Annotated in this window: 14 protein-coding genes; all 14 read left to right on the forward strand. The window is 37.1% G+C overall.

Features of this window, described 5'->3' with window-relative positions:
- The first annotated feature begins 1 nt into the window (after position 1).
- On the forward strand, positions 2-1,684 hold the full coding sequence (locus R7P80_RS01270; RefSeq protein WP_273981049.1) for a hypothetical protein: 1,683 nt from the start codon (positions 2-4) through the stop codon (positions 1,682-1,684).
- 14 nt (positions 1,685-1,698) lie between these two features.
- On the forward strand, positions 1,699-3,069 hold the full coding sequence (locus R7P80_RS01275; RefSeq protein ID WP_045592564.1) for a type 4b pilus protein PilO2: 1,371 nt from the start codon (positions 1,699-1,701) through the stop codon (positions 3,067-3,069).
- Positions 3,070-3,166: 97 nt separating this feature from the next.
- Positions 3,167-3,892, forward strand: coding sequence for a hypothetical protein (locus R7P80_RS01280; protein ID WP_318096521.1), 726 nt, complete (start codon positions 3,167-3,169; stop codon positions 3,890-3,892).
- Between the two features lie 122 nt (positions 3,893-4,014).
- Positions 4,015-6,048, forward strand: a complete 2,034-nt coding sequence (locus tag R7P80_RS01285) for a GspE/PulE family protein (protein ID WP_318096523.1) — start codon at positions 4,015-4,017, stop codon at positions 6,046-6,048.
- 11 nt (positions 6,049-6,059) lie between these two features.
- Positions 6,060-7,133: a type II secretion system F family protein gene (locus R7P80_RS01290; RefSeq protein ID WP_045592569.1), complete on the forward strand. Its 1,074-nt coding sequence runs from the start codon at positions 6,060-6,062 to the stop codon at positions 7,131-7,133.
- A 180-nt stretch (positions 7,134-7,313) separates the two neighbouring features.
- Positions 7,314-7,862, forward strand: a complete 549-nt coding sequence (locus R7P80_RS01295) for a type 4 pilus major pilin (protein WP_021485431.1) — start codon at positions 7,314-7,316, stop codon at positions 7,860-7,862.
- A gap of 142 nt (positions 7,863-8,004) precedes the next feature.
- Complete coding sequence (locus R7P80_RS01300) at positions 8,005-9,030, forward strand: ATPase, T2SS/T4P/T4SS family (RefSeq protein ID WP_020331550.1); 1,026 nt, start codon at positions 8,005-8,007, stop codon at positions 9,028-9,030.
- Positions 9,031-9,099: 69 nt separating this feature from the next.
- Positions 9,100-10,788, forward strand: a complete 1,689-nt coding sequence (locus R7P80_RS01305) for a type IV pilin protein (RefSeq protein WP_318096526.1) — start codon at positions 9,100-9,102, stop codon at positions 10,786-10,788.
- A 111-nt stretch (positions 10,789-10,899) separates the two neighbouring features.
- A complete protein-coding gene (locus tag R7P80_RS01310; RefSeq protein ID WP_318096528.1) occupies positions 10,900-12,099 on the forward strand; it encodes a radical SAM protein in 1,200 nt (399 codons plus the stop codon).
- A gap of 2 nt (positions 12,100-12,101) precedes the next feature.
- Positions 12,102-13,199 (forward strand): radical SAM/SPASM domain-containing protein, encoded by a 1,098-nt coding sequence (locus tag R7P80_RS01315; RefSeq protein WP_053312540.1) that lies wholly within the window; start codon positions 12,102-12,104, stop codon positions 13,197-13,199.
- Between the two features lie 5 nt (positions 13,200-13,204).
- Positions 13,205-14,296 carry a radical SAM protein gene (locus R7P80_RS01320; RefSeq protein ID WP_258637656.1) on the forward strand — a complete coding sequence of 364 codons (1,092 nt, stop codon included), beginning with the start codon at positions 13,205-13,207 and terminating at the stop codon, positions 14,294-14,296.
- A gap of 58 nt (positions 14,297-14,354) precedes the next feature.
- Positions 14,355-15,095 carry a hypothetical protein gene (locus tag R7P80_RS01325; RefSeq protein WP_053314414.1) on the forward strand — a complete coding sequence of 247 codons (741 nt, stop codon included), beginning with the start codon at positions 14,355-14,357 and terminating at the stop codon, positions 15,093-15,095.
- Between the two features lie 83 nt (positions 15,096-15,178).
- Entirely contained in the window at positions 15,179-16,300 is a 1,122-nt protein-coding gene (locus R7P80_RS01330) for an SPASM domain-containing protein (RefSeq protein WP_318096535.1), read from the forward strand.
- Positions 16,290-17,147, forward strand: a complete 858-nt coding sequence (locus R7P80_RS01335) for a hypothetical protein (protein ID WP_318096538.1) — start codon at positions 16,290-16,292, stop codon at positions 17,145-17,147. Before R7P80_RS01330 ends, R7P80_RS01335 begins: the two co-directional genes overlap by 11 nt.
- Positions 17,148-17,223 lie beyond the last annotated feature (76 nt).

Genomic DNA, 17,223 nt, shown 5'->3' on the forward strand with positions numbered 1-17,223 from the left:
AATGAATAAAGTATCAAAAGTCGCTTTTGTAGGTTTAGCGGCATCTGTAATGGGTGGCTGTGCTACACATAAGATTGATGAATCTGCTGAAATCGTTGATGCTGGCTTAGACAATGCAAGCCTACTAAAAGAGCAAGGTGATACTCTTAGCCGTAAAGCTACCACTTCAGTAATCAAGGATGAGTTCTTCTTAGCTACTACTCCATATAAAATGAGTAATCGCGATACTTTACCATCTTTCTTTGAAGAGAAAATTCTTTTCAGTCAATCTGAGCCTGTAAGTGTTCATGAGATCCTTAATAAAGTTACTGCTGAAACTGGAATTCATATCAACATCACTCAAGACGCTTACCAATGGATTAACGGCGACGAAATTGAAAAAGATGATGAGGAAGACACAGGTGGTGCTGCACAACCTGCTAAGCCTCAAGGTGGATTCGCTGCGCCTGCGCCAGGTTCGTCCACTCCTTGGCCTCAAGGCGAGTCCAAAGACGGAACAGAAAAATCAATCAAGAAAGTTCATGACCGCGCAAACTATGCTGGTGTTAACCTACGCTTGCTTGAAGAAAAGTTCTCTTTCAAATTCCGTGGAACCATTGAAGAAGTTTTAGATCGAGTAACACAAAAACTTGATGTGAACTGGAAATGGGAAAATGGCAAGGTTGAGATCTACAAGCTAGAAGTAAAACACTATATTTTTGATGGTGCGAATGCTTCTGTTGAATTCCAATCTTCAATCACAACAAAATCTTCAAGTGAAGATTCTAGCAGTGGTCACAACACTACTTACACAACAAACTACAAGCCAATGTATGATGAAATTTCAACTACATTGTCTAAAATGATGACAACTAACGGTAAGTTCCATATCAACACCAATACAGGCATGATTACTGTAACGGACGTACCAAGTGTTCATCGTGAAGTGGAAAAGTACATTGAGCAAATCAATGTGATGGCAAGTAAGCGAGTCCTTATCAAAACTCAGGTTATTGACATTGTATCTGATGATAACGGTGACTACGGAATGGACTTGAATGCAATTTATTCTGGTTCTTCACGATTCAACTTCAAGTTTAATCCTCTAGATCCTTCTGCGACTGGTGGTAACTTTGAAATCGGCTTGATTGATGGAACATCTGCTTGGAATGGTTCAAAAGCTCTAGTTAGCGCTCTAAATACAATGTCCAAGAACATCTACGAAAACTCAAGCACTGTCACAACTCAGAATGGACAACCTGTTCCAGTTCAGATCATTGACAGAAAGAACTTTGTAGAAAAAGTTACATCTGAAACTGATGAAGATGGCGTTAAGAGCTACGAAATAACTACTAACAAAGTTATGCCTGGCTTTAGCATGACCGCTCTTCCTAAGCTAACAAGCAAGGGAACAGTAGCAATGCAATTAGCAATTGACCTTAAAAAGCTGAATGCACTGAACGATTTTACTGCTGGTGATATTTCTGCAACTCTGCCAGATGAAACTCAAAAGTCATTTATGCAAAACGTAAACATTAAAAACGGTCAAACACTAATGCTTTCAGGTTTCGAAACAACAATTAACGATTCAGAAGTTAAGTCTGTTGGTGGTGAAGAATCTTGGTTATTCGGCGGTAAGAAAGTTGGTGGCAAGAAAAAAGTTATGACTCTTATCCTTGTTACTCCGTACATAATGGCTAACTAACTTGGAGGTTAGTTGTGGTAAATAAAGCAAAAATTAACGGGGTAGAGTTTGGTTTTGGCTTGGTCTGGGAGGATTTAAACTCCCAGAAAACTAAAGCTCAAATCCAAAGCATCTTAGATGTGAACTCCTGTAAGTTTGGAGTTCACAAAAAAGATAAAGATAACCCTGACGAACAGCAGTTGGGTTACACCAACTTAAAAGAGCTGAAAGGTACGTTGTCTGCCGCTTATGTATTAGCAAGCATCAGTAAAGAAATCACTGTTATTGAAAAGATAAGTGAAGAAGATTTTTGGATCTGTGGTGTTAATGAAGGCAAAATTATTTCAACTACAGATGTAGTAGTTGCTCAGCATGATTTAGCAGATCACATTGAAAACCTTAAAGGCACTTACTCTGACATTGAAATCCCATTCGAAATTACTTGTTCGGAAGAGGTTGCTGAAATAATCAGTGAGATGGGCGTAGAAGTTTCAATTGAAGAATATGAATCATTTGAGTCCAAGTTACAAGAGTTTGATTTAAGCAAGTCTTTCAGTAAGCAAGCCAGAATTACATCACTAAAAGGCGTTCCTGTTCTGGGAATTGTTCTTGGGTTTGTTCTTGTTGGCGCTGGCGCTGTAGCTTATAGCTTAACTTCACCTCAAACAGTAATCGCAGAAGCTGAATGGACTGCACCAGTCATAAAAGAAGCTAAAATCTCGATTAAATCTCAAGAAGATATAGTCGCAGAGATAAAGGCAGCCGCATATGCTGAGGAAGTAAAGTGGTTGACTGAAGACTTTAGACAGCAAGATCCTGTTGAAGTAATTAACTCATTCATTGATATTCAACGAAGAGTGCCAATGTTTATTGGTGGTTGGGAAGTTCAAAGCATCTCCTACGAGCGACAAAAAGGTAATCTAATTACTGTTGAGCTTCAAAGAGGACCGCTAGGAACGCCAGTAACACTTAGAGAGTCTCTGTTGAATTACCATTCTGTGCATATTGTAGATGGTGGTAACAAGGCAACAATTTCTTTTGATATGCACGATATCAAACGCTCAGAGAGAATAACTGATATTGTGTCGTACATTAGAGACCACAAGTATAAAGACGTTGAAATCATTCATGATTCACACTTTATGGGGTACAAGTGGAGTGTTGTTAAGTATGATTTCTCACTAAGACGCGAACCAATTGCAGGCATTGCGAATCCAGAAGAGGCAAAAGTTGCGCTGCTTAAAAATGAAGGTAAGTTAATCAATATTGTTGGGAACAGACCTTATAAGCTTGCTGAGCTAAATAATGTATTAGAACGCTCAAGAACAACTCTAATTGAAACATTAACTATGTCGAGAAAAGATGATAGTGAATGGCAAGTTCAACTTTTAACATACACTAAATAATAAAAAGCTGCCAAAAGCGGCAGCTTTTTAACTAAATAAATTCCAAAACGTGTAGCTCTCTGATATATTCAAGAATAAAAAATAACAGGTTAATAAAATGAAAAATACACAATTTAAAAAAGTCTTTTTAAGCTTGGCAATAGCAGGGCTTGTTTCAGCAAGTGGTGCTGCATACGCAAATTCTGTTCAAGTAAAAAATGCAGAATCAAATGATGTTGTAAATAAGCTTCTAAATGTTGAAAATATTCAAGAAATTGAGCAAAATGTTGATAAAGACGCTAAGAACAGAAGCTCTGAGCTAATTTACGACTCTAAGAAAAGTATCGATAACTCAAACAAACTGTCAAGTTTGCAAGAGGAAGCTGAACTTCTTGAAGCTCAAATAAAAGTTACTGAAAAGCAAAATATTTTGAACGAGAAGAAAGAAGCGTCAAAATTGAAAGCTGAAATTGAGAAAAATAAAAAGCTTTCCGAAGAAATTTCACAACTTAATGCATTAATTTCCGAGCTTGAAGACCAAAATGACAATTTGAAATCTTCGCTTTCAGCTTCTGAGCAAAGAGTTTATGCGCTTGAGCAGGCAGCTAAGAAAAAAGAGGCTGGAGAAGACTTCTTTGCTAAGGTATCAGTAGACCGACTTTACGGAATCAATAACAATCTAAAAGCTGATCTGGTATACGATAATCACATTATCACGAGAAAAGAAGGGCAGGAGATTGCTAATGGTCTAATACTGACAAAAATCAATGAAGATAATATTGTTGTTAAAAAAGGAACAACAACCAAAACAATCTTCATCTCAGTTTACGACAAAGACAATTAATAAAGTCAAAAGTAAAAAACAACAAGAGTTGAGCTTGCAAGAGCGAAGCTCTTGTTGTTTTTTTGTCTACTATGATATACCATTATCGTCAATGAATAATAAAAAAAATTGAGAAATAATAAATGAGCTTAGTTAATAAGATTCAGAGCTTATTGAATTCTGAGATAAGTTTTAAGGGTAATGCTAAAAAACAACCTGTAAAACAATCAAATTCTAAAAGTAATGAAAAAATAAAGAAAAAAAGAGAAGTTAAGACTATTCGTACACTAGAGAATGTTCCTTCCTTTAGAAGAATTATTTCTCTTGGCGATGATAATGTCATTCCTGAAGATCAAAAAGAATCTATCATTCAGTTTACTCAAAAACTGAAGCAGGACTATATTGTATTAGACATTAGTAAACCAGGGGCTGGTGAAAAGAGAGCTGCTATCTTATCTTCAATTGAGATCTCAAACTCAATTGGTGTAGATAACAACTATCTTGGCATAAGAAAAAAATGTCTTGATAAAGGATACAGAAGTGTTGCAAAAGAATATGCTTCTCGTGAAATTATCCAGCTTCTTTATACAAAGAACACTAAAAAGAAAAGTGATGACAGCGTAAGTGATGATGATGGTGCTTTGGTTAAGAAATTCGATGATATGCTTATCGAAGCTGTTGAAAATGAAGTATCAGATTTACACATCGAAGTTGAAGGTGACGATTCACTAGTAAGACACCGTATAAATGGTCAGCTTAAAAATGTAGATACTTGGGATTCAGTTCATGCTTTAAAGATGGCTCAGGTTATTTACACCGTAGTAGCGGAAGAGAAAGATGTAACATTTAACCCTTCCGAACAGCAGGCTGCAATCATTAACAGAGAGCTTTTAGTTCCTGGCGAAGGTAATATTCGAGTTCGTGTTCGTCTAAATACAATTCCAGCATATCCAAGCGGGTTTAACGTAGTGATGCGTATTCTTAAGATGGGTAAAGCTGGAACGAAGCTTACTTTTGACATGCTCGGATACTCATTCGATCAGATCGAAGGTATTAAAGAGTCAATTGCTAAGCCAGTTGGTTGCACAATTATCAGTGGAACAACAGGTTCAGGTAAATCGACATCGCTTTCAGTGATGTTGACTAGGCTCGTAAATGAGAACTTGGATGTTGCGAGAACATCATGTTCTATCAAAATAATTACTGTTGAAGACCCTCCAGAATATGAGGTGCCGCATGTTACACAGTCTCCTGTGGTTCGCTCAAAATCGAAAGATGAGAACCCATTCAGTGCAGCAATCAAGGCGGCAATGCGTTGCGACCCAGACGTGCTCATGGTTGGGGAAGTGAGGGATGAACACTCAGCAGAGCTACTTGTACACGCTGTGCAATCAGGACACCAAGCATTTACAACAGTTCATGCTCCAAGTGCTCTAGGAATCGTGCCAAGACTTAGAAGTTTGGGTGTATCCAATGATGTTCTTGGTAATGATGAGTTTATCGCTGGATTAGTATACCAGGCGCTACTCCCTGTTCTTTGTAATGAATGTAAGGTTTCGATGGAAACATACGTAAACAAAGTAAAAGGTGGTGAGTATTTTGTTGAAGACAAATTCGGCTTTGAACAGCTAATTGAGCGTTTAGACAAAATCACAATGCCTGAAGAGAAAAAGAATATTTTCTTTAAAAATCCATGTGGATGTTCTGAATGTGACAAAACGGGTATTTCTGGTCGTACCGTAGCTGCCGAAGTTATCGTGCCTGATCTGTTCATGATTGATTGTTTCTTTGAAGGAAATGATACAAAGGCAAAAGAACACTATAAGAAAAAAGGTGGTGAGTTTGCACTTGATCATGGCATAACTAAGATGCTCGATGGAAGAGCGGATCCTAGAGATGTTGAGAAGAAACTTGGTCGTGTAACGGGTGCTGTTCGCTTATCAAAGATTGAAAGCCTAAAAAATGGCTCGGCTGAACTCGAAAATCCAGTATTGAATACTGAATCTGATCTGTTTAACATTGAAGATTCAAGTTCTGCTGAAAATGTCAGTAAGGGAACTACAGTTATTTCATTAGCAAATAAAAAAGGCGGTTTAAGCAGCAAGCCTAAAAATCCTAAATTAAATCAAAATAATGAAGTAGACGAAAGCGAACAAAATAATAATGAAAGCGAATAAAGGCATTAAAAATGGCAGATAATAAATTAAACTCTTTCGAGAGAAAGTTTGCAAAAATGCAATTCGGACTGAAAGTCCGAATTGACCTCTATAAAAAAATATCATCATTCATAAAAAATGGTGTTCCAGTGAATGACATTGTTCAAGAGCTGGAAACACAGTACCTTAGGTATAATAAGAGCGATATCAGAGCTACAATTCTCGGTGATATACGCGCTAACATGTCTAAAGGTGAATCGTTTGGTGAGGCATTAGCTCACTGGGTTCCACCTAGTGAAGCAATGATTATTCAGGGTGGTGAAAAGTCAGGTAATATTAGTCAGTCTTTTCATAATGCAATAAAAATTACCGAATCAGCATCTCGCATGAAATCTACAATCATTGGTGAGATTTCATACCCTGCGGTTCTATTGATGATGCTTAGTGGTTTGATCTACATGTTCTCGACCCAAGCCATACCAGAACTAACATCAGTATTGCCTCCTGAAAACTGGCCTCCAGTCTCCCAGAAGCTATATCACATGTCTAAGTTTGTAGAAGAAAAGTGGTGGTTGGTAGTCGCTGTATTCTTTACGTTTGTAATCGTATCTTTTAAATCATTAGATTCAATGACGGGAACGTTGAGAAACATACTAAACAAAGTACCACCTTGGTCAATATACAAGACATTCCAAAGTTCTGTTTTCCTGATTTCCACATCAGCGATGATGAGTACAGGTACGCCGATATTTGAGGCGATGAGCAGATTAAGAAAGATGTCACCCAAATATGTTGCAAATGAAATTGATAAAATTCTAAAAGAAGTCGATAGCGGTACGCAAATCGGTGATGCAATGAATAGTGGGTTCTTAGACCGTGATACGGGTATCGATGTATCTATCTATGGTAAAGTCGCGAACTTGCAAGAAGCACTTGATAGCATTGGTAGTGACGCTATTGAAAACGGCATTGAAAAAATTAAAGGTGTCGCTGGATTACTTAAGAACCTAGTCCTATTTGGTGTTGCTTCTTACATCGGTTGGGTATATTACGCTTTCTATACACTAACTCAAGCAATCGGTGATAGCGTTTCAGCCGCAATGTAAAAATTTTAGAAATTAATTAGTTTAACGAATAAAAAATGGTTGTATTTTGAATTTTGTGTGGTACTCTTTCACTAAATAAAAATAATAAATAGCTTACTTCGAAACAAATTAAATAATAATAAGGTAAGCTAAACCATTAACTCAAAAAAATAATCAAAAAAATAAACAAGGAATAATAATATGAAGATACGTTCTTTGAGCAAAAATCGTCAGATTAAGTCTAGACGAGGCGCTACGCTCCTCGAACTGACAATGGTAGTTGGTATCATCGCTATCATCTCTATCGCGGCTATTGCTTACTACAACAGCGTAAACAACGGTAACAAGATCAAAGATGAAGTTAACAACCTAAACAGTTTGTCTGCTGCGATTCGCAACATGTTCAATACTCAAGGTAGTTACGAAGGCTTAAGCAACGCAGTAGTACTGAAAAGCTCAACCTTCCCTGATCGTATGCGTGTTCCAAACAACAAGACTCAGATCAAGCATAGCTGGCTATCAAACGGTGTAACTGTAGCATCTGCTACAGTATCAGGCACTGCCCACGATGGTTTCACTATCACTTACAAAGATGTACCTAATGATGCATGTACCGACATCGTATCTAACACTTACCGTCACTTTGTGAAGGTAGAAGCTGGTAACGGTGCTATCTCAAACCTTGGTGATGTGGCTGGTTCTTGTAACTCTGGTAGCGACAAAAACACAATCATCTTCACAACTCGTTAATTCGAAATTGTGTTTAAAAAAGAGAGGCTTGCCCTCTCTTTTTTTATTTTCAATATTAATTTACGAATCAAAGAAAACTTTACTGTTTTAATTTTAAATGTTATAAAGCGGTAAGAAAATAATAATATTAAAGGTAAATAAAGTGGATAATGATTATTACGGAGTTGGTGAGGATTACTCAAACTTCAAGGATATGATTGTTATTGTTGATAATTTGGAATTGAGTCACTTTTCACCATCAACAAGAATAGCATATAACTCCTGTGACAAGGTAAACGGCTTAATTTCTCACACCATTGAAAAATATAAGATAAACAAAGAAATAAACAGAAAAGACTTTCGAGTTGAATTTGATAATTATGTTTATCGTGGAACCATCATGTCTTCTATTCGTGGAGATCACGTTCTTCTTAGGAGAATGCCAAAAGAGGTTTGGCCTCTGAAACAGTGCTTCTCTTCTCTAAGCACAAACATGTCCAAGGCGTTATATAAACACCTAACAGAAGCTCGTCTTAATATGGGTGGCATTATCATTGTTTGTGGTAATCCTGGTAATGGTAAGTCAACAACTTCCGCTTCCATTGTTAAAGAGCGCTTGGAAATACATGGTGGTCACTGTAATACCATTGAAGATCCATGTGAAATGCCGCTTCATGGTAAAATTGGCGAGTCTGGTTATTGCATCCAGAGAGAAGTTAGTGGAAGTGAATCCTTCGAAGATGCTCTCCGCGACACTTTAAGGGGATATCCTACAGCGAGTAACAACATTCTTCTATTGGGTGAGGTGAGAGATCCAACAGTAGCGGAACTAGCGGTAAGATCTGCAATTGATGGTCGTTTAGTAATAACAACATTCCACTCGGCGGGAATCATTGAGGCTATAAAGCGTTTGCTTAATCTATCAGCAGATAAGTTAGGAATGTCAGAAGCTTCAGATCTTCTCGCATCAAGCTTGAGAGTTGCCATACACCAAAAGGTAATCGGTAACACACTTAAAGTGACTTCTCTATTTGATACTGATGCAGTTGTAGGTGCAATACGCGACCAAACATCTAATGTGTCTCTAGAACATTTACAAACCGAAATTCTTAACCAAGCTAAAAAGATAAATGATGGCATCCCTATTCTTACAAGAAGTAAGAACGGAAAATCTAAATTAGGCAGATAGAAAACTAAAATGGTGCTTCTTGTCGGGGCATCATTTATAATTAAATAAAAAAATAAGTGATGAATACCCATGAAAATTAAGAAATTAAAGAATCAAAGAGGGTATACACTGATGGAATTGATGCTTGTAATAGCAATCATGACGCTTATTTCCATTGGTGTGATGCAAGATAGAATGGCAGAAGCTTCACAGCTAAGGGCAAAAACTCTTGGTAAAGAAATTGCTACTGTCGCAACAGCCCTCCAATCATACACTGGCTATTACTCTGGCTCTGTTGGCGCTCCAGGCGCACCTGTAACAGGCACAGTTCGTACAGGCATCAACTTTTTGAAGTCAAATACTTGTTCTGCGGCTGAAACTACAAGCAAGGGCGCTGTTCCAGTTGGCTTCCTTGGTGATTGTGGCTTCTTATCACATGTGGGAACCCCAACAAGAGACCAAAGAACTACTTTTGGTAACTTGTCTTTTAAAACCACGTTTAAGCGCACTGCTGCTGGTGCTGGGAATCCTGGAACAGTTTTGGAAGGTATAACAGTTCTTGACCCGCTAAAAGGTCATAACGGCGTAATGATGTCGGAATCAGGCTTGGCTGCATTAGTTGCTGGTGGTATGTCAGCTACCTCTGTTGGAGCTGGTGGTGAAGCAGGATACCGCGTAGTTTATTGTGTACCTGGTGGTCGCGGAGACGCATCATACAACAGAATGTGTACGGGCAATGCAGATAAAATCGTTATCATGACGACTACTGACGCTACAGCGAATATTTGGTTAAGAACCGATGGTCGCAACACAATGAACAACCTAATCACGTTTGGAGACACAGTTAGCTCAGCATTACGCGGACTGGTTAATATCAACAAACTTGTTCTGCCAAGAGGTGGTCAGAAGTTGACTATCGAACAAGATAGTAAAGTGTTTGTAGATATAGACAAAAGTAAGTTTGATGTTATTGATGCAAACTTAACCGTAAAAGGTTCTGGATACATTAAGTCTGAAACATCCGTTGTTGCCAAAAACTCTGTGCAATCGAAGGTCTATTTGCCATTCCTTGGTGACGGTAATGAAAAAGCGACATCAAGTAACTACCGTGTAGAAATTGATGGCAAGTCAGAGATGAAAAATGTTGGTTTGAATGGTATTTATCTAGGTAAAACTGCTGGCTCAAGAGCGGAAAACAACAACATTACTTCGATTACGGCTGAAAATAACACATCAGTAAAACTAAGATCTAACTCTCTTAATTTTGAACAAATTTCAGGTGCAGATGTTGCCCTTAAAGGTCAAGTTAATGTGTCACAATTAGGAGTAGAGCTTGAGAATGGTACGCATAAATCTCTATCACAATTATTGCCAAGATACACACTACTAGGTGTTCAAAAAATTGTAGGTAATGGCACTGATTATGTAAGCAAGTCCACATATGAAATGCTTGGATGTCGAACTCAAGATATGAAGCCAATTCTTGTGGTTAGTGGTATGAACGTCCAAGGATTCCTGGCAACAGACTCATCGTGGAAAGGTTTTGATGCGCCTCATTTCGGTGGTAGTGAAAGGGCATTTGCTATTAGAGATCCATCCCGCTTTATTACATATGGTGAAAATATCGCATATGTAAGAGATCACGGCTCATCTTGGTCAGCAATTATTGACGGTTACTCTCGCGGTGCAAATCACAGTAAAAAAGGATGGGCGCAAAGACGCTACGGTGCTGGTTTGCTACATGTTTACTGTCTAAACGATATCAAGAAAACCCTTTAATATATAAGGGAATATAGAATCAAGTTACTGAGAAGTAACTTGATTTTTTTTGTCTTATTGGTTAATGTAAGAAATAATTAAGAAAATAAAAAAGTAATTAGGAAGCAATAAATGATTAACACGATAATCGCAAAGCCTACAAAAGACTGTAATGCTGATTGCGCTTACTGCTCCAGCCCTCCAGATATGGATGGACACTGGACGTTTGAAAGATTTAAGAGCATTTTCGACCTAATATCTCCAAAACTTTCAGAATCCGCTGTGTGGATTTGGCATGGTGGCGAGCCTATGCTTTTAGGCGATAAGTTTTACATTCAGTGCTGGGATTACGTAAAAGAATATAATGAAAAAGAAAACAAAAATATTAAGTTTTCTATGCAGTCAAACATTCTTCTTTATTCAAAAAAATGGAAACCCGTTTTTAGAGATGTTATGAAAGGGTCTGTTTCAACATCGTTTGATCCCGATATGACATACAGAACCCTTAAAGGCTCAACCGAAAAGTACGCTGAACAATTTTACAAAAAGCTTGATGCTGTATTGAAGGATGGTTTCAACCCAATGGTTGTTTCTACATACAGTGAAGAATCAGCTCACTTAGGCATGGAGTTGTATGAAAAAAGCCTTAATAGTGAAAATCAGTTCCATCTAAGATTTAACTATCGTTATCCAGCAGGTCGTGCGAACAATGATGGTAATGGACTAATCCATCCAGAAACTTACGGTAAGATGTTGATTGAGCTTTATGACCGCTGGTTAAAAGATACTCCGTCATTCTCTATTACACCTTTAGATCAGATGCTTGATTTGACTGTAGGTGGAGACAACGAACGTTGTCCTTGGATTCGTGGTTGTAATGGAAAATTCTTAGGTATTGAACCTAATGGTGATCTATATAACTGCGCAGACTTTGCTGATTTGAAAGACGATAAATTTAAATTTGGCAATATCTTTTCAGCAACAGTGAAAAACAATGTGAATTTTGATGTAAAAGTAAGAAAATCAGACTTTGCTGAGAAGATCTTTAGATCTCCCGCATCACGCTCACATGCAAGACGAGTCAGCAAACTACCAATGGATTGTAAAACTTGTCGTCACTTCCATGAATGTCAGGGTGGCTGCATGAGAGATGCAGAATTATACAACAGAGGCTTGGGTGGCAAGTTTTTCTACTGCGAATCTTGGATGATGGTTTTTGACCGCATTAAAGAGTCAGTGCTAAGTGGAGAGGCTGATGGAATCTTAGCTCGCTTAGGTTATGATCCAGAACACTCTAAGAAAGTTGTGTCAGATAAAGTAGGGCTGATTTAATAATGAAAGTTCTTTCTGTTTATGTAAAACCAACAAACTTTTGCAATATAGATTGTGACCATTGCTATTTGCCCGAAGAAGTTCGGGCTAATAAAAAAACCATTTCGTTTGATGAGCTTCGTAAAGCATATGGATTCGTAAAGGACGTTGCTTTACGTGAAAATTTCGATGATATTCACTTCATATGGCATGGTGGTGAACCCATGATGCTAGAACCAGATTGGTATGAAGAAGCTCATAAAATTGCAGATGAGGTGTTTGGAGAGAGAGAGTATGGGACAAGCATTCAAACCTCTCTAATCAGATATTCAAGCAAATGGGATGGTTTAATCAATGATCGCTGGGATGCTTTTGTTGGCTCATCAATTGATTTTTCCGCAAGAACAATAAGAAGCTCAACAGACTCTTATATCGATTTGTGGATGAAGCGAGTAAACAAAGCAAGAGAAGCTGGAATTACTGTAATTCCTGGCTTTGTTCCTTCTAAGAATGAGATTGGGAAAGAAAAAGAAATCGTTTCATGGTTTGTTGAGAATGGGTTTGAAGCCTTCAACTTTGAAAGATATACAAACTTTTTAAATAAGCCTGATTTTAATTACCCTTCTAATAAAGAACATTCGCTATTTATGATTAATCTATTTGATGAGCTGATGCGAATGATGGAAGAAGAAGGTTCTGCTCCTGACGTTAAACCAATATACGCGGCAATACGAGGCGTAAAAGATAAAGTTTCTGGTGATAGATGGGGAACAAACTGCCAAAGTAGTTTTATTGTGATTGAGCCAAATGGTGATATTAATACCTGTCCAGACAGATCTAGTGTAGAAAAACCATTTTCTAACTTTAAAGATGGGGCTGATGCATTCTTAAACTCTAAAAGTCGAAGAAAATGGATTAGAATGTCTGTGGTAAAACACAAAGGTGAACATTGCTTAAATTGCGAGTACAATACTTGGTGTCAGTCTGGATGCCCGATAAATCCAAATAAACCATTTGACCCAAAAGTTGCAGACTGTTCTGGACATAAGTTATTTTTGAATCACGTAAAGCAATTTTTAAATTCTGAAAAGGGTGAAATTGCTGTCAAATACATAAGTTAAAATAAATGAGCAATCAAACTAATAAAGACAATAAAGACTATTTCGATCACCTCATATACATGCGTGTATATGAGGGCTGCAACCTTCATTGTAAGCACTGCTTTATTCCCGCTAACCCGAAGAAGATGTCAATTGAAAAAGTTAAAGAGGTTAGGGACTCACTGAAAGGTTTTGCAAAGCCTGGTGATGTCTTACTTTTTCAATGGCACGGTGGTGAGCCTACTGCTAGAGGTGCAAGGTTCTTTAAGGAAGCATTAGAGCTTATTAACGAGCTAAGTGATACATACGTAATCAAGCACGGAATACAAACTAATTTAATCAATTACAACGAGAAGTGGCGCGACATTTATCTCGACTACTTTGGTGGAAGGATTGGTGTAAGTTGGGATGCAAAAATTCGATTGATGAAAAAGGAAGATCCAAATTCAAATGTTGAATATGAAAGAATCTTCTTTAAAAATCTAGAGCAGTTAATATCTGATGGTATAGAACCATGCATTGTTGTTACTGGTACAAAAACCTTATTTGAAACTCTTAACAAGCCTAAAGATTTTTTCCAATTCTTTATTGAAAAAGGCGTTAAAGAAATTCATATTGAAAAATTGACTAAAACTGGTAATGCGATTGAAAACTGGAATGAATTAGGACTCACTCATTTAGAATACGCTCAATACATGAGCAAGCTTCTTAAGTACTATGTCCGAATAAAAAACTCAGAACTTGATTTCTACGCATCTCCATTTGATGGCTATATTGACTCTGTTGCAAGCATGGATACACCAAAACCTAAGGGCTATGGATGTAATTCAGGGAAGTGTGACACGGCATTCCATACGGTTGACTCAAATGGATATACTGCTGGATGTACTGCTCTTACAACTAATGAACAGTCTTCAAATTCAAACAATGTTTCTTTTAACAAAAAAATTATAGTAAGAAGAAAAGAAAAAACATTGAATTGCTTTGATTGTGAATTTAAGTCGATCTGCAACAGTGGTTGTGCGACTGAAAAAACATTCGATGGCTCAGGAGGGTGTTCTGGTGGTTATCTAATATATAAAGCAGCTAAAGAAGTTATTACAAAAGGATTGGTTTGACTTTTTAGTAAGATAACGATTTAATAGGAAAAAAGTTGTAAATAAAAGGCTAATAAAAATGAAATTATCAGAATTGCATGAATATATTGCAAAACAAAAAGAAGAAGGCAATCCGCTCACCCATGTCTATGGGATAGAAGTAGATGATTATGTTCATGAAATCCCAGAAGGTGTAGTTGAAATCGGCTTGCTGGCTAAAATGAATGAAGATGGTGATGATTTAGATGATGACCTCGCTGATGTAATTACCAGATACTATAAAGATGCTAAGTTGAAAGTGATACTTGAGGTTCCATTTGGATTAGAGCATGATGTCAATGAACTAGTAACAAATATGCAGCTTCTAAACTACGATATTTCAATCTTGCTCCCTGGTTCTGACAAAATGAATGATCCTGAGGCTTGGGATGAGTTTTATGAGCTAAATAAAGAATACCTTGAGTGTTTGTTCCAAAATCCTAAAGTTAAAAATCAAATCTATCCAGTAAGTAGCTACTTCCAGTATCTTCTAATGGAATGCAACAATCATGTTCCAGAAACAATGGCTACAGATGACTACATCAATGCGCGTTTTGTAGAAGGTGTAAATATCGAACTAATGGATAAGATGAAAGATAAGCTTCGCGAAGATATCAATGAGCAATTTGAACCTTTCGGTGGTCTTGAAACATATGCTCGAACATTGAATGTCGCTCTTGCCAAGGTAATTGCTAACAAAGCTGAAGAACAAATGCAGCTACAAAAAGAAGCTGCGGATTGCGAGAGTTCAGTTGAAGAAGAACAGTCTGATTCTGATTAAAATTGATAAAAATGAATATCAATTATTCGAATTACAAATAAAAAATATTAAAAGGCAGCTTACGAGCTGCCTTTGGAGTTTATATGAATAACCAGTCTTTTGTTTTGCATTTTAGAATAACAAAAAATTGCAATGCTAATTGCTCATATTGCTCGTCCGCAATGCAAACAAAACTTGACAGCATGACACCAGAAGAAGCAAGAATATCTGCCGAAAACACACTGAAGTATTGGGACGATCTAGGCGTTAAACCTAAATACCTAACTATAGAATATGTCGGTGGTGAAGTAACAATGCTACCAATTGAAGATTTAAAAGCTCTTGTACTGAGCGTTAGAGAGGTATTTGTCAGCAAAGGCATACACGTAACTGATGGCGTTCAAAGCAACCTAATTGCGCCGAAGCGTAAGCTTGATGAGGTGTACAAGCTATTTGATGGGAGAATTGGAACATCAATCGATAACTACACTAGGCAACGAAAACTAGGTACGTCATCTACGCGATACAGAAAAATGCTAACGTCGAGTCTAAATCATATAAATAAATATGATAATAAAACCTTGCCTGCCGTTTTAACAATTGATGGTGTAAATAAGGGGTTTATTCTAGATGAATATCATCTAGCTGAAAGAGAATCCAGAAACATTGTCGTTAGACCTGTCTTTCAGGGAGGATCAGATATTGTCTTGGTTTCTGAATCAGAACTAGAAAAAATTTACTTAGAATTGTTTGAATCCTGGTTCATGAAAGGAAATATTTTATTAGAGCCATTCAACACATTGTTAAAAAAACGGTTAGAGCATTTTGGTCTAAAAGGAACAGTGGGTAACTTTTGTTCATGGCAATCTGATTGTGTTGATAATAGTCTAAGTATAGAACCAAATGGTGATATTTATGTTTGCCAAGAACTTGCAGATCATAACTTCGGGAAATTAGGTAATATTATTGATTATTCAATTGATAGGGACGAGCAAAGGAAGCTTTTAAGGCGCAAGATAAAAATTGCAAAAGAATGCGGTAGCTGCCCCTACTTTAAAGAATGCCAAGGTGGATGTATGATGCACGCTATAGAAAAAAGATTAAGCGTGTATGCTAAGACTCCATATTGTACAACTTGGAAATCATTATTTTCACTGATGGATAAACTTATAAGTCAGTACAAACTGGAAGAAATTGAAAGCTGGATTTTAAATAATGAAAAATAAAGTATTCTTTCCCAATTATAAAATTGCAAATATTTACGCAGGCATAAAGATTTGTGAATTCAATCTATCTAGAAATAATAATAGGAAAAGAGGGACTAGTGGTTTAAGCGGACTTTACTCAAAGCTATCCCTGTATGCCGATGTGTATTCTGCATTACTCTTTGACAGATACGCGACTATTGATTTTGATTACGTCATCGTAGGGCAAGACCATCTCGTTAACGCCATAGTAGCTTCTGAACTTGCATCAAAGGGTATGAGAGTAATGATTCATGCTACACCTGAAGAAAACCTGCCAAAAGAAATCAGGAAGATAGATAGATACAGATTTCAAATTGACAATGAAAAGTTCAGTAGAGTGCTTTCAAAAAAGATTTTCGACGAGCAGCTCACCTCAATTGATCAAATCATTGAGCGTTGTTTTTCTATTAAGTCGTTTTCACATGGTGCTCAGGAAAGTCTCCCTGTAATAAACACAAACTATGACCAGTACTTCACATTCTGTGAAGAAGAAAACAAGTTTCATCTCTTTACTAGCGCTAACAGTCCCGATAAAGAGAATGACAAAAACCTATGGGCTTTAAAAAAGAATCTGCCATCTCTAAAATTATTGAAAGGCAGAGAAAAAAAAGGGTTTTTAGCTAGAAAGCTATATTTTGATTCTATCATTCGCTGTGATAAGATTATCGAAACATCAAGATCGCAAGCTAAATTAACTTACGTTGATGGAAATCAAAACATTGTAAAAGTGGCATCTTCAAAAAAGAAAACTGATGAATATAAGAGATACACAATTGCAGATCGTATGCTTGAGATTTTGGACACATTAGAAATAATTAATAAATAGGATAGTTATGTTTAACTCAACCTTCTTATGCCAGATAAATGTAACTAGGGACTGCAACCTAAGGTGTGAGCACTGT

This window comes from Vibrio sp. 2092, from assembly GCF_033339635.1.
GTDB lineage: Bacteria > Pseudomonadota > Gammaproteobacteria > Enterobacterales > Vibrionaceae > Vibrio > Vibrio alginolyticus.

Coding starts and splice junctions, on each gene's coding strand:
- R7P80_RS01290 (WP_045592569.1), top strand. CDS start 6,060: ATGGCAGATAATAAATTAAACTCTTTCGAGAGAAAGTTTGCAAAAATG.
- R7P80_RS01310 (WP_318096528.1), top strand. CDS start 10,900: ATGATTAACACGATAATCGCAAAGCCTACAAAAGACTGTAATGCTGAT.
- R7P80_RS01280 (WP_318096521.1), top strand. CDS start 3,167: ATGAAAAATACACAATTTAAAAAAGTCTTTTTAAGCTTGGCAATAGCA.
- R7P80_RS01330 (WP_318096535.1), top strand. CDS start 15,179: ATGAATAACCAGTCTTTTGTTTTGCATTTTAGAATAACAAAAAATTGC.
- R7P80_RS01270 (WP_273981049.1), top strand. CDS start 2: ATGAATAAAGTATCAAAAGTCGCTTTTGTAGGTTTAGCGGCATCTGTA.
- R7P80_RS01315 (WP_053312540.1), top strand. CDS start 12,102: ATGAAAGTTCTTTCTGTTTATGTAAAACCAACAAACTTTTGCAATATA.
- R7P80_RS01325 (WP_053314414.1), top strand. CDS start 14,355: ATGAAATTATCAGAATTGCATGAATATATTGCAAAACAAAAAGAAGAA.
- R7P80_RS01305 (WP_318096526.1), top strand. CDS start 9,100: ATGAAAATTAAGAAATTAAAGAATCAAAGAGGGTATACACTGATGGAA.
- R7P80_RS01285 (WP_318096523.1), top strand. CDS start 4,015: ATGAGCTTAGTTAATAAGATTCAGAGCTTATTGAATTCTGAGATAAGT.
- R7P80_RS01320 (WP_258637656.1), top strand. CDS start 13,205: ATGAGCAATCAAACTAATAAAGACAATAAAGACTATTTCGATCACCTC.
- R7P80_RS01295 (WP_021485431.1), top strand. CDS start 7,314: ATGAAGATACGTTCTTTGAGCAAAAATCGTCAGATTAAGTCTAGACGA.
- R7P80_RS01335 (WP_318096538.1), top strand. CDS start 16,290: ATGAAAAATAAAGTATTCTTTCCCAATTATAAAATTGCAAATATTTAC.